This is a genomic window from Methylonatrum kenyense (genome assembly GCF_023195885.1).
GTDB lineage: Bacteria > Pseudomonadota > Gammaproteobacteria > Nitrococcales > Aquisalimonadaceae > Methylonatrum > Methylonatrum kenyense.
This window is the reverse complement of sequence record NZ_JALPKO010000010.1, coordinates 1-17,741: the sequence shown is the minus strand read 5'-3', so window position 1 is coordinate 17,741 and position 17,741 is coordinate 1. Positions and strand designations below refer to the sequence as shown.

Below are 17,741 nucleotides of genomic sequence, written 5' to 3'. Positions count from 1 at the left end.
ATGTGAGAGTGAAAGCGGCGGTCTTCGGGCCGCCGTTTTTTGCGTTGTTTAGTGTTTGCCGGCGACTTTGCCGCGGGATCGCCCCAAGGGGCTGGGCTTCTGCGGTATAAGTCGGATCCCACCGAATGAGTTGGCGTGGAGCCGTCAGGCGGTTTCCCATCGCCGATTCGGATCACACTGCGTGCATTCGCTGCGCTTAACGCACCCTACGAAAACCGCGCCGGTGCGGGGCTCGCCGGTTGGATCCGCCGCGTCCGCGAATCTTTAATCGACGCGGCTATGGCGGTCAGCAGGGAAGGGGATCACCGCCTCGGGGGTGGTACTCAATGACTGGCGCCACAAGGTGTCACTGACGCCATGACGACTGTCGAAACCGTCAACCGCCTGTTGCAGCACCAGGTGTGCCGCGTTGCAGTCGAACGTCTCGGCGGCTTGCCGCAATTCCGCCATCACGCGGTCGATTTCCGATTTCGGCAGGCGTTTTTCCTTCGCGCGCATGATCATCGGGTGATCGGTGCCCGTGACGTTCTCGCCTATCAGCAGTTCCTCGAACAGTTTCTCGCCGGGGCGGATACCGGTGAACTTGATCTCGATGTCGCCTTCGGGATGGCCCTTGTCCCGTACCTGCAGACCGCTCAGGCGAATCATGCGCTGCGCCAGATCCAGCACTTTCACCGGCTCGCCCATATCCAGCACGAACACATCCCCGCCCTGTGCCATGGCACCCGCCTGAATCACCAGGCTCGCGGCCTCCGGGATGGTCATGAAGTACCGCGTCATGTCCCTATGGGTAACCGTCACCGGCCCACCGCGGCGGATCTGATCCCGGAAAATCGGCACCACGGATCCGCTGGAGTCCAGCACGTTGCCGAACCGGACCATGCTGAATACGGTGCGTGACCCGGTGTCGGCGGCGAGTGCCTGCAAGGTGAGTTCCGCCAGCCGCTTGCTGGCACCCATGACGTTGGTCGGCCGAACCGCCTTGTCCGTGGAAACCAGCACGAACCAGCGTACGCCCGAGGCAATTGCCGCCGAGGCCGCCGCCTGGGTTCCGAACACGTTGTTCTTCACGCCCTCAAGCAGGTTCTGCTCGACAATGGGCACGTGTTTATACGCTGCCGAGTGATACACGGTCTCGACTGCGAACTCCTTCATGATCCGACGAAGACGCGTCTCGTCCTGGACATTGCCCAGCAGCGGCACAAGGCTGGTATCAAGCGATTCGACCGTGGCAATGGCCTCCAGCTCGCGTTCGATCTGGTACAGCCCGACCTCGGATTGATCCAGCATCACCAGCGTGCGCGGATTGCGGCGCAGAATCTGCCGGCAGAGCTCCGACCCGATGGAGCCGCCAGCGCCGGTTACCAAAACACGACGATCCTTGATGCAGCGGTTCAGCAGCTTCATCGACGGCTTCACCGGATCCCGCCCCAGCAGGTCATCGATGCCGACCTCGCGGATATCGTCGATGCGCGCGTGGCCAGCCACCAGATCGGTGACCGTCGGCACCGTCTTCACCTGCACCGGCAACTCTTCCAGGCTCTCGACAATCTGGCGCCGGCGGTGCCGCGACAGGCTCGGCAGGGCAAGCAGTACGCTACTGATTCGGTGCTTTTGAATCAGGTGTTTGAGGGCGGTCGGATGGTGTACGCGCAGCCCGTTGACCAGCGTGCCCTGCATCGACCGGTTATCGTCAACGAACACCTTCGGCTGGTACTCACGGCCACTCTCCAGCGCTGCGGCAAGCTGGACCCCGGCATTACCCGCGCCGTACACGGCAACCGGTTCACGCCGGATCCGAACACTGCGCAGCGCAGACTGGAACCACATGCGGGCCAGTATCCGGGTGCCACCGACACCCAGCAGCGCCATCATCCAGAAAAGCCAGAACGTGGTGCGCGGCACGCCGTCGAGCCGCGCCAGCGTAACCAGCGCGGCGAAGCAGATTGCGGCAACGGTGGTGCCCTTGACCACGGCCCACACGGCCTGCGGACCCATGTAGCGCACAACCGAGCGATACAGACCGGTTGAAGCCAGACAGGGCAGACTCAGCAGTGGCACGGCTATCAGGAGCCACCACAACTCGACCAGTACCGGCGGGAATGCCTCGCCCAGGCGCAGCATGAAGGCGGCCCATACGGCGATGGGTAGCATCACCAGATCGGTGGCCACCATCAGTGACTTCTTTGCCGGCCGGGGCAGTTTCGCGAGTCGGGCAGTCAGGCTCATGATTCACGGCGCAACGCGGTGGACGAGCGCAATTATTACACCGTGATGACGGTTCCGATAGGTGACGCCAGGTAGAAACGCAGAAAAAAACCGCCAGCGGAACCACATGTTCCATCGTAGGGTGTATTAAGCGAAGCGAATGCACGCGGTGTGATCCGCTTTAATCGGGCTCCAGACCCCGCGGACGCTTCAGTCTGCGCTGGCGGAACCGCGCCAACTGTCCGGGAGTAACCCCAAAGTATTAACAGAAAGTATTGCACTGAAAAAAAGGATCAACTATGAATAGTGCTAGGCCGGATATCGGCAAGGAAAGGTGATCCCAAGGATGGGATCATCTGGCTGTCAGGGATGGCTTCACAGTGCTTCTTGTGCCGGTATCCGGCCGTCCCACCAAAACCCGGGCGACGATTGACGGGTCCAACGCCGCATCCCCGCGCCGTTACGCAACGAAACACGCTCGTCGTAGGGTGCATTAAGCAAAGCGAATGCACGCGGTGTGATCCGCCATGACCGCGGCAACAGGCTTTCGATTACCGCCGCCAACGTCCGCCCCGAGCCTGCCTCGTCCGCACCATGTCCTTGTCCGAAAACCTTTTATTGTCCCGTCATCAGATCTCACCGGCAGGAGGCCGTGTTGATCCATACCGCCAACAGATCACACCGCGTGGGTCCGCTGCGCTTGACCCACCCTACGCCCGCCTCCGCGGCCAACGCCCGTCCCCGGCCTTGTCGGGTCCGAACACCTTCCTGCCCGAACACCTTCCTTGTCCCGACCCCAATCACACCACGCCGATCCGCTGCGCTCGATCCGCCCTACGCGGCTCGCACCGGCGCGGTTTTCGTAGGGTGCATTAAGCGCAGCGAATGCACGCGGTGTGATCCGTAACGCGGACGGCAACAGGCTTTCGATTACCACTACACCTTCCACGCGCGCATAAAAAAACCCCGCCGGAGCGGGGTTTCGTGGGGCGTTGGGTGAAGCGGCTTACATCATGCCGCCCATGCCACCCATTCCGCCCATGCCGCCCATGTCACCGCCGTGATCATGGCCGCCCTTCTCTTCCGGATGCTCGCCCACCATGCATTCGGTGGTGATCATCAGGGAAGCGACGGACGCGGCGTTCTGCAGCGCGGTACGGGTCACCTTGGTCGGGTCCAGGATGCCGAACTCGACCATGTCGCCGTATTCGTCGGTCTGGGCGTTGTAACCGTAGTTACCCTTGCCTTCGAGCACCTTGGACAGGACCACGGCGCCGTCCAGGCCGGCATTGCCGACGATGGTGCGCAGCGGCTCTTCGATGGCGCGACGGATGATGGAGATACCCGTGTCCTGGTCCTTGTTGTCACCCTTGGCCTTCTCGATGGCGGCAATGGTGCGAACCAGCGCGACACCGCCACCCGGGACGATGCCTTCTTCCACGGCGGCGCGGGTGGCGTGCAGGGCATCTTCCACGCGGGCCTTCTTCTCCTTCATTTCCATCTCGGTGGCAGCACCGACCTTGATCACGGCAACACCGCCGGCGAGCTTGGCAACCCGCTCCTGCAGCTTTTCCTTGTCGTAATCGGAGGTGGCTTCCTCGATCTGGGCGCGGATCTGGTCGACACGACCCTTGATGTCTTCGTTACGGCCCTTGCCGTCGACAACAACCGTGTTTTCCTTGGTGACGTTGACCTTCTTGGCCTGGCCCAGGTCATCCAGGGTGGCCTTTTCGAGGGTCAGACCCACTTCCTCGGAGATCACGGTACCGCCGGTCAGCACAGCGATGTCCTGCAGCATGGCCTTGCGACGGTCACCGAAGCCCGGGGCCTTGACCGCAGCAACCTTGACGATGCCGCGGATGCTGTTGACCACCAGGGTGGCCAGCGCTTCGCCTTCGATGTCTTCGGCGACGATCAGCAGCGGACGGCTGGCCTTGGCGACGTTTTCCAGCACCGGCAGCAGTTCGCGGATGTTGGAGATCTTCTTGTCGCAGATCAGGATGTACGGGTCTTCCAGCTCGGCGGCCATGCTCTGCTGGTTGTTGATGAAGTAGGGCGACAGGTAACCGCGGTCGAACTGCATGCCTTCCACGACATCCAGCTCGTTTTCCAGGCCGGAGCCCTCTTCCACGGTAATGACGCCTTCCTTGCCGACCTTCTGCATGGCTTCGGCGATGATTTCACCGATGCTGTGGTCGGAGTTGGCGGAGATGGTGCCGACCTGGGCAATGGCCTTGTGATCTTCACAGGGCTTGGACAGGTTCTTCAGCTCGGCGGTGGCGGCGGTCACGGCCCGCTCGATGCCACGCTTCAGGTCCATCGGGTTCATGCCGGCGGCAACCGCCTTCAGGCCTTCCTTCAGGATGGACTGGGCCAGCACGGTGGCGGTGGTGGTGCCGTCACCGGCGACATCGGACGTCTGCGAGGCAACTTCCTTCACCATCTGCGCGCCCATGTTCTCGAACTTTTCCTGCAGTTCGATTTCCTTGGCCACGGACACGCCGTCCTTGGTCACGGTCGGGGCGCCGAAGCTCTTCTCCAGTACGACGTTGCGGCCGCGCGGGCCCAGGGTGGCCTTCACGGCATTGGCCAGGACATTCACACCGGCGATCATGCGATGCCGGGCGTCATCACCAAAACGTACGTCTTTTGCTGCCATGGTCGTTTAATCCTCTGAATACGGTTAATACGAAATCATGCGGGGCGGGAGAGTGCGATCAGCCCTCGATCACCGCCATGATGTCGTCTTCGCGCATGACGAGAAGCTCTTCGCCATCCATTTTCACTTCGGTGCCGGAGTACTTGCCGAACAGCACCTTGTCACCAACTTTCACGTCCAGGGCCTTCACGTCGCCGTTGTCGGCGGTCTTGCCCTTGCCCACGGCCAGCACTTCGCCGCGAATCGGCTTTTCGGTGGCGCTGTCGGGGATGACGATGCCGCCCGGGCTGGTGCGCTCTTCTTCCATGCGCTTGATGATCACGCGATCATGCAGTGGACGAATGTTCATCTGAACTCTCTCCTGGATGTTGGAACATGTTTCCTGAAAGCTACGGATCGCACTGTTAGCACTCCCCGTTAGTGAGTGCTAATGATAGTCAGGGCATGTCATGTGTCAATAGGTGTGGAGACAGAGAGGTTTTCGGACAAGGTTGAGTCGCGGCGGGTGTTGGCCCCGGTGGTGGCCGTAGGGTGGATCAAGCGCAGCGGATCCGCGCGGTGTGATCCGTTGGCGGGACAAGGAAGGTTTTCGGACATGGGGGGTGTTCGGACCAGACAAGGCCGGGGTGAGGGCTGGCGGCCGTGGTAACCGAGAGCGCGTTGCCGCGATCGGGGCGGATCACACCGCGTGCATTCGCTTCGCTTAATGCACCCTACGAATCCCGATTACGGCCCGGTGCCGCTTGGGGCCGCGTAGGGCGGATCGAGCGCAGCGGATCCGCGCGGTGTAATTCGGGGGCGGTACAAGGACGGTTTTCGGACAAGTAAGGTTTTCGGACGACCCAGGGCCCGGTGCCGCTTGGGGCCGCGTAGGGCGGATCGAGCGCAGCGGATCCGCGCGGTGTGATCCGTTGGCGGGGTGGTTGAATCCGGTCGGCCTGCCTGTTGGCCTATGACTTGTAGCCGTCGAGCAGGGCCTGGTGGCCCTGGGGGGTGTAGGCCCAGACGTCCTTGATGCGCAGGCGTTTTTCGAGGTCGCGCTTGAGCCTGTCCAGGTTGGCGTCACGCCATTCCTTGCCGTTGCCGGTGCGCCACTCACCGCGATCCCAGTCGATGATGTGCACGGTTTCCGGGTCAGGGCCGACCAGGATGTTCCTGCTGTTGAGGTCGCTGTGCCAGGCGCCGGCGTCGTGGAAGCGGCGGATGGTCCTGCCGATGGCGGACCAGGTCTCCAGGGGGACTTCGCCGGCGCTGAGCAGGTCATCAAACGAGGCCGCGCCCGGGACGCGGACGGTGATGAAGTCGGCCCGGTACAATGGACCCTCGCGGACCACGCGACCGGCGACCGGCCGCGCGACCGGCAGGCCGGCATCGAACAGTTGCGAGGTGTAGTGCCATTCACGCCAGGCGCGGGTGTCATGCAACCCGCTCCACAGGTAGCGATCGCCGAACATGCGGGCCACCGAGCCGCCACGCATGTAATGCCGCAAAGCCCACTGCCGGCCGGATTGGTAAGGGTCGGAAATGAAGATCACGGTGCCGCGGCCCCCGCCCTGTTCCAGCACCAGATCGTTCTGCGCCAGCGTCGCCGGCTCGAACAGCCAGTCCGCCGGCGGCGCCGGCAGGGACTGATCGTAGATGTAGCGGTAACGGCCGTCGCGGAACTCCGCCGCCTGCATCAGGCCGCCTGATCGGCGCCGCGCGCAACCACGTTGTAGGGCGCACGCTCCGGCAGCCGGCAGGCATCCAGCTCGACGTAATAGGTGGCCACCAGCGCATGCTGGCCGGATAGCGCCGCGTGGCTGACCGCGTCGGTCATGACCGCCCAGCTCTCGAACGGCTGGAACGCCAGTTCCTCGCCCCTGCCCGGATCCTGCTGGAAGGCATCGTTATCCTTCATCCAGTTGTGCATCTTGCGCATGGCCCGGTCGTAGGGCGAGGTGTCACCGATCACCTGGAGCTGCGGCAGCCCCAGCCGGGCCAGACCGGCCAGCGCTCCGGACCAGGCCCGCTCGGCCGCGTTGCCGCGCACCGACATGCTGGTGTCGATGCCGGCCTCCTTCGCATAGGCGGCGTACAACTGGTCGAACTGTTCGGCAATACGCCAGATGCGGGGCTCGCTGGTGTTGATGTTGGTGAAGAAGCGCAACGGGCGACGGCCGTGGGTGGCGCCGGCCGGGAAGGCGTCGACGTGCAGCAGTTCGTTGTTCGAATGACGCTTGATCTGCCGTCCCTTCTCCTGCACCGGGCGGAAGTTGACCTTCTGCTGGTGCCAGCTCACCGCGTAATGCGGCAGCGCCGCGCCAAGGAAGCTGTTCACGGTGTCGCTGTAGTTGCGCAGGATGGCGCGCAGCCGCTGCTCGGTATCGCCCACCTTCTTCATGCCGGTGATGTAGTCGCCGTCGGGGTGATAGCTGATGTTCTTCAGCGTGATCAGGGCGCCGACCTCCTCGCGCAGGAAGTTCAGGTCATCCTCCGACGGCAGCGGCAGCATGCCGGGTTCGAACCGCAGGATGCGGCCGTCCTCCAGCGCCCGTTCGAACTGGTCGCCGGGGTTGGCGTACGCCTCGGCGGTGACATCAACAATCGGGTTGCTCATCGTGGTGCTCCATGCGCCCGGTGGCGCGTTGACTGCTGAAATCCGCGTGGGTCCGCTTCGCTTGACCCACCCTACGCCAGGCCGGGCGTCCGGGGTCGTAGGGTGCCTTAAGCGCAGCGAAGGCACGCAGTGTAATCCGTCAGGATCGGGGCAACGGGCTCTCCGCCAGCGCCGATGCTCGCCCCTGACCCGGTTTGTCCTAACACCGTTCGTATCCGAAACCTGCATCGTCCTGCCAGCAGATCACACCGCGTGGGTCCGCTTCGCTTGACCCACCCTACGGTGGCAGGCGCGGTACCCGCTGGCCTGCTTAGCCAGAGACCGCATCGAGGTAAGCCGGAACTCCCTGTTCCACGTCATAAAAGATGTGGTCGCAACCGGCGGCGCGCAAGGCCGTGAGGTCGGCCTGGGTGTAACTCTGGTAGCGGCCCTTCAGATGCTCGGGAAACGGAATGTATTCGATCTCGCCACGGCCGTACCACTTGAGCGTGGCTTCGGCCACCGCATTGAACGGGCGCGCTCTGCCGGTGCCGAGGTTGAAGATGCCGCTGACTTCCGGATGCTCGAGGAACCAGAGGTTGACCGCAACGCAGTCGCGCACGTCAACGAAATCCCGCTCCTGTTCACCGTCCGCATACCCATCGCAGCCCTCGAACAGCCGCACCCTGCCGTGCTCGGCAAGCTGATTGCGGAAGTGGTGGATTACGCTCGCCATGCTGCCCTTGTGCTGCTCCCGCGGCCCGTAGACATTGAAATAGCGCAAGCCCACCACGGGTGCGGTCAAGGCATCCATGTGGCGGCGCAGGTACTGGTCGAAGGCCAGCTTGGAGTAGCCGTAGACGTTCAGCGGTCGCTCACAGGCCGGCTCCTCACGGAATTCCCGGCCGCCACCATAGGTGGCCGCCGAGGAGGCATAGACCAGCGGGATCTGCCGGTCCTGACACCAGTGGAACAGCTCCCGGGTAAAGGCGAAATTGGTCTCCATCATGTACTTGCCGTTCCACTCGGTGGTGGCGGAACAGGCACCCTGGTGAAGCACGCCGTCGATGCGGCCGAAGCCGCCGCCGTCACGGATGATGCGCAGAAACTCGTCCTTGTCGTAGTAGTCGGCGATGGTGCAGTCGGCCAGGTTCAGGGCCTTTTCACCCCGGGTCAGGTTGTCGACGACGATGATGTCGTCCCGCCCCTTCTGGTTGAGGCCGTGGACGATGTTGCTGCCGATAAAGCCGGCGCCGCCTGTGACAATCAGCATAAGGTTGATCCGTCGGAGCTTGAGTATTTCTGCGAAGTTTAAGGAAACGCTGATTTATTCGCACGCCTGCGGCGAGTCAAGCAAGTGTTCTCCAGTGCGGAATCAGTCGATGTTTCCGCGGGAGGGCAGCGACCGCTCGGCGCGCAGCAGTTGCCCGTTGCAGAAGATGAGGGGCTCGGCTGGTCGGTGCTCCAGTTCCAGGACGCGGCCCAGCAGGATGATGTGGTCACCGCCGTCGAGCCGCTGCTCGACCCGGCACTGAAAGCGCGCGGTGAAATCCTTCAGCAATGGCAGGCCGGCAAGGCCCGGCTCGGTTTCCAGGCCAACGAATTTCTCATCCGTATTGCGCGCGAACTGCACGCACAGGTCTTCCTGCCCGGCGTGCAGCACATGCACGGCATAGTGATCGGCGGCGACGAACTCGTCGGCAGAGTTTCCGTCGCGACCCACGCTCCACAACACCAGCGGCGGGTCCAGCGAGACGGTGGTGAAGCTGTTCACCGTCATGCCAATGGGGCGGTTGTTGGTGCCACGCGCAGTCACCACGGTGATGCCGGTGGCAAATGCACCCAGCGCCTGGCGCAGACAGGAAGCATCGACGTCTGTCATCAGTGACGGTTCCGGATCCGTTGAAACGACCCGGAACCGTACCACCAATAAGGCACTCGCGGCAGGGCGTCAGACCTTAATCTGATGGCCGTGAATGTAATCCACCAGATCGGCAATCTCCCGATCCTTGTCCTTCACCACGTAGCGCACCAGGTCGCCAATCGAAAGCAGGCCCAGCAACTGGCCCTCCTCGGCCACGGGCAGGTGGCGAATACGCCGGTCGGTGCACTCCACCAGGGCTTCTTCGACCGTGCTGTTCGGCCGCACTGTCACCAGGTCCGCGGTCATCACGTCGCGCACCAGCAAGCCATCCGGCTTGACGTTCTCATTGGCAACCCGGCGCATGACGTCGCGTTCCGAAAAGATGCCAACAAGCTTGTCGTTCTCCAACACGACGACGCAGCCGATATTGGCGTCGCACATCATCGCAATCGCATCTTTCGCGGGCGTGTCAGGCCCAACGCTATAGAGCGTGTCGCCTCGCTCCGCCAGCAGCGCCGCTTTCTCGGTCATCACTACAGACAGCGGTGTTTCCATCGTTACTTGCTCCCCCTCCCTGCACGTCCAGGGTTTTTGCACAGCATAGCCCAGCCGTGATTTCGATGCTTCCCCCGGTACCCGCATCGCGCAATTGCCAGCTGGGTCACGTTTCCAGACTGGCAAGACCGGCTCGGTCGACCATACTGACCCTGAGGCATGCCGGCAGTCCATCATGGCAACACTGATGCCTGCGGGAGCCGAAGCGGCCGTCGCGACGGAGACCACACGGTCCGGGAAAGTCGGCGGCCATTCATGGCCTTGGCGGAATCCTGCCAGATGGCAAGGCACGATCCGCCAAGGTTCGGTCGTGCGAGTGAAAAGGATCCACAACTGACGGAGGGACGAGACAGAACCAGATCGCACCGCATCTGCGTCACGGGGTGTTGAGGAGCGCCCCGGCGGGGACTGGAGAGACCGAACCAAGCCATAACGCGTGCGCACAGCGCCGACAATAAAGCCTTGGGACAAACCGATGATCAAAGTCCGAAAAGGGCTGGACATACCGATTGCAGGTGAGCCGCGCCAGGGAATCGAGCGGGGGCAGAAGGTACGCTCCGTTGCGCTCCTTGGCCGGGATTACCCGGGCCTGAAGCCCACCATGCTGGTTCGCGAGGGTGATCGCGTACGGCGCGGGCAGCCGTTATTTGAAGATAAAAAGAACGAGGGCGTCCGCTTCACCGCACCCGGTGCCGGTCGTGTCAGCGCCATCCACCGTGGCGAACGCCGCGTACTGCTCTCCGTCGTGATCGAGCTCTCCGGCGACGGTGACGAAAGCTTTACCGCGCACAATGCGGCAACGCTCTCCCGCCTGGACCGGCAACGGGTTCAGGACCAGCTGGTGGAATCCGGCGAATGGACCGCCATCCGCACCCGGCCGTTCGGCAAGGTGCCGCCGGTGGGCAGTGTTCCCGAGGCGATCTTCGTGCCGGCGATGGACACCAATCCGCTGGCCGCCAACCCCGACATCATCATCGCCGATGAGCAACGGTCCTTCCGCGACGGCCTGACCGTGTTGTCGCGGCTGACCGACGGCCCGGTCTGGGTCTGTCGCGCACCGGATTCCAGGCTGCCGTCCTTCGCCGACGAGCAGATTCGCGAAGAGACTTTCGGCGGGCCGCATCCCGCGGGCAACCCCAGCACGCACATACATTTCCTGCATCCGGTGGACATGCAACACCGGGTCTGGGTGGTCGGTTACCAGGATGTGATCGCGTTCGGCCGGCTGTTCACCGGGGGTCGCCTGCATACCGACCGGGTGGTCGCCCTGGCCGGACCGCAGGTCAAACACCCGCGGCTGGTCAAGACCCGCGCCGGCGCCTCGCTGGAGGACCTGACCGCCAACGAGGTGGAAACGGACGAGAACCGGATCATTTCCGGTTCGGTATTCAACGGACATCGCGCCAAGGGTCCGACCGCCTACCTGGGGCGTCTCGCCAATCAGGTCTCGGTGCTGCGCGAGGGTCACCGGCGCCAGCTGCTCGGCTACCTGTCACCGGGCCTGGAGCGGCATTCGGTGATGAACATCTACCTGTCGCGCCTGATGCCCTGGAAGCGCTTTCCGTTCACCACGACAACCAACGGCAGTGAGCGCGCGATGGTGCCGCTGGGGCAGTACGAGACGGTCATGCCACTGGACATCCTGCCCACCCAGTTGCTGCGCTCGCTGGTGGTTGGCGACATGGAAACCGCTCAGGCGCTGGGCGCGCTTGAGCTGGTGGAGGAAGACCTGGCGCTGTGCACTTACGTGTGTGTCGGCAAGTACGAGTACGGACCGATCCTGCGGGACAATCTGACCCGCATTGAAGCGGAGGGTTGATGTGGGGCTGAGAAACTTCATCGACCGGAACATCTCGCCGCATTTTCACGAAGGCGGAAAGCTGGAGCGCTATTACGTCTTCTACGAAATGTTCGACACCATGCTGTACAGCCCGTCGAGCACCACCCGCAGCACCGCCCATGTGCGCGACGGCATCGATCTGAAGCGGGTCATGATCACGGTCTGGCTCGCGGCCCTGCCGGCGCTGTTCTTCGGCATGTACAACGCGGGCTATCAGGCCAATCTGCAAATCACCGAATTCGGCTACGATCCGATCCCCGGCTGGCGCACCGACCTGGTAGTGATGTTTGCCAGCTTCGACCCCAACAGCGCCTTGTCCAACTTCTTCCACGGCGCGGTCTACTACATCCCGATCTTCATCGTGGTCTACCTGGGCGGCTTCATCTGGGAGGGGCTGTTTGCCTGGAAACGCGGCCACGAGGTGAACGAGGGCTTCTTCGTCACCGGCATCCTGTTCACGCTGATACTGCCGCCGACGATCCCGCTGTGGATGGTGTTCATGGGCATCAGCTTCGGGGTGGTGGTCGGCAAGGAGATTTTCGGCGGCACCGGCAAGAATTTCCTCAACCCGGCGCTGGTGGGCCGCGCCTTCCTGTTCTTTGCGTACCCGGCGCAGATGTCCGGGGATGCGGTCTGGACCGCGGTGGACGACTTCTCCGGCGCGACGCCCTTGGCACTGGCCGCGGCCGGCGAACTGGATTATTCGGCGGGCCTCACCGGCACCGCGGCCACCGCCAACGAGATGGACCTGACCTGGATGCACACCGCCTTTGGCGGCATCCAGGGCTCGATCGGTGAAACCTCGCTGCTGGTCATCGGCTTCGGTGCCGCGGTGCTGCTGATCACCCGCATTGCGTCGTGGCGGATCATGCTGGGCATGTTCCTCGGCATGGTCGTCCTGGCGATGCTGTTCAATGCCATTGGCAGCGACACCAACCCGATGTTCGACATGCCCTGGTACTGGCACCTGAGCCTGGGTGGCTTCGCCTTCGGTCTGGTGTTCATGGCCACCGACCCGGTTTCGGCCAGCATGACCGATACCGGCAAATGGATCTTCGGCCTGCTGATCGGCGCCATGGTGGTGCTGATTCGGGTGGTGAATCCGGCGTTCCCCGAGGGCGTGATGCTGGCGATCCTGTTCGGCAACCTCTGCGCGCCGCTGATCGACCATTTCGTGATTCAGGCCAACATCCGCCGCCGCATGCGGCGGAGGGAGGCGTAAGGCATGACCCAGGACAAGGAATCCATAGCCAACACGCTGCGGGTCGCATTCATGGTCTGTCTGGTGTGTGCAGTGGTGGTCTCTGCTTCGGCGGTTGGCCTGCGGCCGTTGCAGCTGGACAACTTCATGGAGTATCGCCAGATCAATGTGCTGCAGGCGGCAGGGCTGTATGAGCCCGGCATGAATGTGCGGCAGGCCTTCGAGGGCGTGGAGCGGCGGTTCGTTGATATCGAAACGGGTGAGTACGTCGAGCAGCCGGACGACTATGACCAGCGCCGCGCGGCACGCGACCCGGAGCTCAGCCGCCCGGTGTCACCTGATCCGGCCAGCATCCGTCGGCAGGCGCGGGTGGCCGAGGTATTCCTGGCGCGGGATGACGATGGCGAGGTGCGCCGCATCATCCTGCCGGTTCACGGCTACGGCCTGTGGTCGACGATGTACGGCTTCCTGGCGCTGGAGCCGGATGCCAACACCATTGCCGGCATTGGCTTCTTCGAGCACGGCGAAACCCCCGGGCTCGGCGGCGAAATCGACAACCCGCGCTGGCAGGAAAACTGGCAGGGCAAGAAGCTGTTCGACGAGGACGGCGAGGTGGCCCTGCGCGTTGTGAAGGGTAGCGTTGGCGAAGGCACCCCGGATGCCGACTACCGGGTGGACGGACTGTCCGGCGCCACGCTGACCGCCAACGGGGTGAACAACCTGGTGCGTTTCTGGATGGGCGAGATGGGCTTCAGGCCGTATCTCGAACGGGCGCGCGCCGAATACGGGGGTGGTGACGCCCTCGACAACGGCGCGTTCTGAGGAGGCAGACCATGGCTGAAGCGAAAGCGAAGGACGTCCTGTTCCAGCCGATCTTCAACAACAATCCGATTGCCCTGCAGATTCTGGGCATCTGTTCGGCGCTGGCCATCACCACAACGATGCAGACCACGATCACCATGTGCCTGGCGGTGATCTTCGTGCTCACGCTGTCCAATTTCTTCATCAGCGTGATTCGCAGCATCGTGCCCGCGAACATCCGCATCATCGTGCAGATGACCATCATCACCTCGCTGGTGATCCTGGTGGACCAGTTGCTGCAGGCGTTCGCCTACGAGATCAGCCGACAGCTCTCCGTGTTCGTGGGCCTGATCATCACCAATTGCATCATCCTCGGCCGCGCCGAGGCCTTCGCCATGAACAATCCGCCGTTCCTGTCGGCGGTGGACGGCTTCGGCAACGCACTGGGCTACTCGATCGTGTTGCTGTTCGTCGGCGCCAACCGGGAACTGTTCGGTTCCGGCAGCCTGATGGGCGTGGAGATCCTGACCCCGGTCACCGAGGGCGGCTGGTACTACACCAACGGCCTGATGCTGCTGCCGCCCAGTGCCTTCATCCTGATCGGCGGTTTCATCTGGCTGTTGCGGGTCTGGAAATCCGAGCAGGTTGAGGAGGAGCCGTTCAAGATCGCACCCAACACCCGCACCAGCGAGGCCTTCTAGGCAGAGGAGCGAGCCGTGTTCGAACACTATCTCAGCCTGTTCGTCCGTGCCGTGTTCGTCGAGAACATGGCGCTCGCCTTCTTCCTGGGCATGTGTACCTTCCTGGCCATCTCGAAGAAGGTGCAGACGGCGCTGGGCCTGGGGATCGCGGTGGTCGTGGTGCTCACGATCACGGTGCCGGTCAACAATCTACTGCTGCATAACCTGCTGGACGAAGGCGCGCTGGCCTGGACCGGCATTCCGATGCTGGAAAGCCTGGATATGCGCTTCCTCGGGCTGCTCTGCTACATCGGCGTGATCGCCGCGCTGGTGCAGATCCTGGAGATGGGCCTCGATCGCTATGTGCCGGCGCTGTACAACGCGCTGGGCATCTTTCTGCCGCTAATCACCGTCAACTGCGCCATCCTCGGCGCCAGCCTGTTCATGGTCGAGCGGCATTACGACTTCGGCGAAAGCGTGGTGTTCGGCTTCGGTTCGGGGGTCGGCTGGGCACTGGCCATTGTGCTGCTGGCGGCGATCCGGGAGAAGCTCAAGTACAGCGACGTGCCTGACGGACTCAAGGGCCTGGGGATCACGTTCATCGTGGTCGGCCTGATGTCGCTGGGGTTCATGTCCTTCGCGGGTGTGCAGTTGTAGGGACGTGGCATTCGGGGATTGCGTATGGCCTTCGAAATACTGTTTGGCGTAACCACCTTCACCGGCATCGTGCTGGTACTGGTGCTGGTGATCCTGGCCGCGCGGGCGCGGCTGGTCAGCAGCGGTGACGTCACCATCGAGATCAACGACGACCCGGAGAAAAGCCTGAAGACGTCCTCCGGCAGCAAGCTACTGGGCACGCTGGCCGCCAACGGCGTGTTCCTGTCCTCGGCCTGCGGCGGTGGCGGCACCTGTGGCCAGTGCCGCTGCCAGGTGGTCGAGGGCGGCGGCGACATCCTGCCCACCGAGGAGGACCATTTCACCCGCAAGGAAGTCCGCGAAGGCTACCGCCTGTCCTGCCAGGTGGCGGTCAAGCGCGACATGAAGATTATCGTGCCGCCTGAGTTCTTCGAGGTGCGCAAGTGGGAATGCGAGGTGATGTCCAACGAAAACGTCGCCACGTTCATCAAGGAACTGGTGCTGAAGCTGCCGGAAGGCGAGGAAGTCGACTTTCGCGCCGGCGGCTTCGTGCAGATGGAGGCGCCGCCGTTCCATGTGAAGTTCCGCGACTTCGACATCCCCGACCACTTCCGCGAGGACTGGGAGCGCATGGGTCTTTTCGACCTGGAATGCCGTAACGACGAGACCATCGTCCGCGCCTATTCCATGGCCAACTATCCGGAAGAACGGGGCATACTCAAGTTCAACGTCCGCATCGCGACGCCGCCGCCAAACAAGATGGACGTTTCACCGGGCAAGATGTCGTCCTATGTGTTCAACCTGAAGCCGGGTGACAAGTTTACGGTGTTCGGCCCGTTCGGCGAGTTCTTCGCCAAGGATACCGACGCGGAGATGGTGTTCATCGGCGGCGGTGCCGGCATGGCGCCGATGCGTTCGCACATCTTCGACCAGTTGCTGCGCCTGAACAGCAAACGCAAGATCACCTTCTGGTACGGGGCGCGTTCCTACCGCGAGGCGTTCTACGTCGAGGATTTCGACTGGTTGCAGGAGAACTACGAGAACTTTACCTGGCACCTGGCGCTGTCCGACCCCCTGCCCGAGGACAACTGGGAGGGCCTGACCGGGTTCATCCACCAGGTGCTGTACGATAATTACCTGAAGGATCATCCGGCGCCGGAAGACTGCGAGTATTACCTGTGTGGCCCGCCAATGATGAACGCCTCGGCGATCAAGATGCTCACCGACCTGGGGGTCGAGCCCGAGAACATCCTGCTCGACGACTTCGGCGGGTGAGCTTGGTTCGCACCCATCGCCTGGCCGGCGTGCTGCTGGCCGGCGCGCTGCTGCTCGGTGCCTGCGGCCAGGCGGATCAGTTGCAGGAAATCAGCGGCCAGACCATGGGCACCACCTGGTCCGCGCAGTTCGTGGTCACCGCGGACACCGATACGGACGGCTTGCGCGAGGACCTTGAGGCCGCCCTGGAGACGGTCAACGCGCAGATGAGCACCTATCGCGAGGATTCCCACCTCAGCCGCTTCAACCAGTCTGCCGCCGGCGAGTCGCTGGAGTTGCCGCCGGAATTCACCGTGGTCCTGATGGCCGCGCTGGAGCTGGCCGAGGCCACCGACGGCGCGTTCGATCCGACAGTCGGCCCGTTGGTCAATCTCTGGGGCTTCGGCCCCGACGGGCGACGCACTGAAGCACCACCCGAGGAGGAACTGGAGGCGGCCCGCGAGCGTGTGGGCTGGCAGCAGCTTGAGTTCGACATGAACACCCGCCGGCTGACTCAACCCGGTGAGGTGTATCTGGATCTGTCATCCATCGCCAAGGGCTTTGCCGCGGACCAGCTGGCCGAGGTGCTGGAGGGACGTGGCATCGACCGGTACCTGGTCGGTATCGGTGGCGATATGCGCATCCGTGGCGACAAGCCGGGCGGTGCACCCTGGCGTATCGCCATCGAACGTCCCGACCCCGGCGCACGCGACATCCACACCGTGATCGAACCGGTGGATGTCGCCATGGCCACGTCCGGCAGTTACCGCAATTTCTTCGTCGATGGCGAGCAGGAGTACTCCCATACCATCGACCCGCATACCGGCCGTCCGGTGCCGCAGGACCTAGTGTCAGTCACGGTACTGCACGACAACGCGAAGATGGCCGACGGCCTGGCAACGGCGATTACCGCCCTGGGCGCCGAGGCGGGCTATCGCTTCGCCCGCGAGCAGGGGCTGACGGCCCTGCTGCTGGTGCGCGATAATGACGATGTCAGGGAACGCATGACACCCGAGTTCGCTGCCTACCTGCCGCAAGAGGACGACTGATGCTCAGTACAATCATCGCCGCCATCGTCCTGTTCGGCCTGCTGTTTGCCGGCATGGCCATCGGCGTCATTCTGGCCAACAAACCCATCAAGGGCTCCTGCGGCGGCATCGGCGCCACCGGCGTCGACTCCGAATGCGAGATCTGCGGCGGCAACCCCAAGCGCTGTGAAGAGGCCAGGGAGAAGTAAGCCGCGCAAAGCGCGCTCGTTTTCGGACCAGGAAGGTTTTCGGTGTTCGGACCAGGTCGTAGGGCGGATCAAGCGCAGCGGATCCGCGCGGTGTGGTCTGTTGGCGGGACAAGGACGGTTTCGGACCAGGAAAGGCGGCGGCGGGCGCTTTACGCGAAGGCCACCGAAAGTTGTAGATACCGTCTTGCCCCATGGTGTTCAAGCGGCCTGGTGATGTGGTTGATAGGG

The 17,741-nt window shown here is 63.2% G+C and carries 16 protein-coding genes; 8 read left to right on the top strand and 8 right to left on the bottom strand.

Annotated elements, in window-relative coordinates; translation table 11 throughout:
• Positions 1-264: 264 nt before the first annotated feature.
• The 8 genes from M0534_RS11540 to M0534_RS11505 form a co-directional block, all read right to left on the bottom strand.
• On the bottom strand, positions 265-2,229 hold the full coding sequence (locus tag M0534_RS11540) for a polysaccharide biosynthesis protein (RefSeq protein ID WP_248568588.1): 1,965 nt from the start codon (positions 2,227-2,229) through the stop codon (positions 265-267).
• A 985-nt stretch (positions 2,230-3,214) separates the two neighbouring features.
• Positions 3,215-4,867: a chaperonin GroEL gene (groL, locus tag M0534_RS11535; protein WP_248568587.1), complete on the bottom strand. Its 1,653-nt coding sequence runs from the start codon at positions 4,865-4,867 to the stop codon at positions 3,215-3,217.
• 58 nt (positions 4,868-4,925) lie between these two features.
• On the bottom strand, positions 4,926-5,216 hold the full coding sequence (groES, locus tag M0534_RS11530) for a co-chaperone GroES (protein WP_248568586.1): 291 nt from the start codon (positions 5,214-5,216) through the stop codon (positions 4,926-4,928).
• Between the two features lie 601 nt (positions 5,217-5,817).
• The gene (locus M0534_RS11525; protein ID WP_248568585.1) at positions 5,818-6,546 is read right to left on the bottom strand and encodes a 3-deoxy-D-manno-octulosonic acid kinase; all 729 of its coding nucleotides are present in this window, start codon (positions 6,544-6,546) and stop codon (positions 5,818-5,820) included.
• A complete protein-coding gene (locus M0534_RS11520; RefSeq protein ID WP_248568584.1) occupies positions 6,546-7,466 on the bottom strand; it encodes a Kdo hydroxylase family protein in 921 nt (306 codons plus the stop codon). The genes M0534_RS11525 and M0534_RS11520 overlap by 1 nt, the downstream gene beginning before the upstream one ends.
• A 310-nt stretch (positions 7,467-7,776) precedes the next feature.
• Positions 7,777-8,718, bottom strand: a complete 942-nt coding sequence (gene rfaD / locus M0534_RS11515) for an ADP-glyceromanno-heptose 6-epimerase (RefSeq protein ID WP_248568583.1) — start codon at positions 8,716-8,718, stop codon at positions 7,777-7,779.
• A 102-nt stretch (positions 8,719-8,820) separates the two neighbouring features.
• Complete coding sequence (locus M0534_RS11510; RefSeq protein WP_248568582.1) at positions 8,821-9,327, bottom strand: flavin reductase family protein; 507 nt, start codon at positions 9,325-9,327, stop codon at positions 8,821-8,823.
• 69 nt (positions 9,328-9,396) lie between these two features.
• Positions 9,397-9,864 carry a CBS domain-containing protein gene (locus M0534_RS11505; protein ID WP_248568581.1) on the bottom strand — a complete coding sequence of 156 codons (468 nt, stop codon included), beginning with the start codon at positions 9,862-9,864 and terminating at the stop codon, positions 9,397-9,399.
• 475 nt (positions 9,865-10,339) lie between these two features.
• On the opposite strand from M0534_RS11505, the gene M0534_RS11500 reads away from it, so the two are divergent.
• From M0534_RS11500 to nqrM, 8 genes are read left to right on the top strand one after another with little or no spacing between them, the layout of a single operon-like run.
• A complete protein-coding gene (locus M0534_RS11500) occupies positions 10,340-11,683 on the top strand; it encodes a Na(+)-translocating NADH-quinone reductase subunit A (protein WP_248568580.1) in 1,344 nt (447 codons plus the stop codon).
• A 1-nt stretch (position 11,684) separates the two neighbouring features.
• The gene (locus M0534_RS11495) at positions 11,685-12,926 is read left to right on the top strand and encodes an NADH:ubiquinone reductase (Na(+)-transporting) subunit B (RefSeq protein ID WP_248568579.1); all 1,242 of its coding nucleotides are present in this window, start codon (positions 11,685-11,687) and stop codon (positions 12,924-12,926) included.
• A gap of 3 nt (positions 12,927-12,929) precedes the next feature.
• Positions 12,930-13,727, top strand: a complete 798-nt coding sequence (locus M0534_RS11490) for a Na(+)-translocating NADH-quinone reductase subunit C (protein WP_248568578.1) — start codon at positions 12,930-12,932, stop codon at positions 13,725-13,727.
• A gap of 11 nt (positions 13,728-13,738) precedes the next feature.
• Entirely contained in the window at positions 13,739-14,407 is a 669-nt protein-coding gene (locus tag M0534_RS11485) for an NADH:ubiquinone reductase (Na(+)-transporting) subunit D (RefSeq protein WP_248568577.1), read from the top strand.
• Between the two features lie 15 nt (positions 14,408-14,422).
• Positions 14,423-15,043: an NADH:ubiquinone reductase (Na(+)-transporting) subunit E gene (gene nqrE, locus M0534_RS11480; RefSeq protein WP_345894724.1), complete on the top strand. Its 621-nt coding sequence runs from the start codon at positions 14,423-14,425 to the stop codon at positions 15,041-15,043.
• 24 nt (positions 15,044-15,067) lie between these two features.
• On the top strand, positions 15,068-16,297 hold the full coding sequence (gene nqrF / locus M0534_RS11475; RefSeq protein WP_248568576.1) for an NADH:ubiquinone reductase (Na(+)-transporting) subunit F: 1,230 nt from the start codon (positions 15,068-15,070) through the stop codon (positions 16,295-16,297).
• Positions 16,294-17,325: an FAD:protein FMN transferase gene (locus tag M0534_RS11470; RefSeq protein ID WP_248568575.1), complete on the top strand. Its 1,032-nt coding sequence runs from the start codon at positions 16,294-16,296 to the stop codon at positions 17,323-17,325. The genes nqrF and M0534_RS11470 overlap by 4 nt, the downstream gene beginning before the upstream one ends.
• Positions 17,325-17,513 (top strand): (Na+)-NQR maturation NqrM, encoded by a 189-nt coding sequence (gene nqrM, locus M0534_RS11465; protein WP_248568574.1) that lies wholly within the window; start codon positions 17,325-17,327, stop codon positions 17,511-17,513. The genes M0534_RS11470 and nqrM overlap by 1 nt, the downstream gene beginning before the upstream one ends.
• Positions 17,514-17,741: the final 228 nt, after the last annotated feature.

What these genes read in the sequence shown, in the direction of transcription:
- M0534_RS11520 (WP_248568584.1), bottom strand. Translation starts at nt 7,466, where the DNA reads ATGAGCAACCCGATTGTTGATGTCACCGCCGAGGCGTACGCCAACCCC.
- M0534_RS11500 (WP_248568580.1), top strand. Translation starts at nt 10,340, where the DNA reads ATGATCAAAGTCCGAAAAGGGCTGGACATACCGATTGCAGGTGAGCCG.
- M0534_RS11510 (WP_248568582.1), bottom strand. Translation starts at nt 9,327, where the DNA reads ATGACAGACGTCGATGCTTCCTGTCTGCGCCAGGCGCTGGGTGCATTT.
- M0534_RS11490 (WP_248568578.1), top strand. Translation starts at nt 12,930, where the DNA reads ATGACCCAGGACAAGGAATCCATAGCCAACACGCTGCGGGTCGCATTC.
- M0534_RS11505 (WP_248568581.1), bottom strand. Translation starts at nt 9,864, where the DNA reads ATGGAAACACCGCTGTCTGTAGTGATGACCGAGAAAGCGGCGCTGCTG.
- M0534_RS11540 (WP_248568588.1), bottom strand. Translation starts at nt 2,229, where the DNA reads ATGAGCCTGACTGCCCGACTCGCGAAACTGCCCCGGCCGGCAAAGAAG.
- nqrM (WP_248568574.1), top strand. Translation starts at nt 17,325, where the DNA reads ATGCTCAGTACAATCATCGCCGCCATCGTCCTGTTCGGCCTGCTGTTT.
- nqrF (WP_248568576.1), top strand. Translation starts at nt 15,068, where the DNA reads ATGGCCTTCGAAATACTGTTTGGCGTAACCACCTTCACCGGCATCGTG.
- rfaD (WP_248568583.1), bottom strand. Translation starts at nt 8,718, where the DNA reads ATGCTGATTGTCACAGGCGGCGCCGGCTTTATCGGCAGCAACATCGTC.
- M0534_RS11485 (WP_248568577.1), top strand. Translation starts at nt 13,739, where the DNA reads ATGGCTGAAGCGAAAGCGAAGGACGTCCTGTTCCAGCCGATCTTCAAC.
- groES (WP_248568586.1), bottom strand. Translation starts at nt 5,216, where the DNA reads ATGAACATTCGTCCACTGCATGATCGCGTGATCATCAAGCGCATGGAA.
- M0534_RS11525 (WP_248568585.1), bottom strand. Translation starts at nt 6,546, where the DNA reads ATGCAGGCGGCGGAGTTCCGCGACGGCCGTTACCGCTACATCTACGAT.
- groL (WP_248568587.1), bottom strand. Translation starts at nt 4,867, where the DNA reads ATGGCAGCAAAAGACGTACGTTTTGGTGATGACGCCCGGCATCGCATG.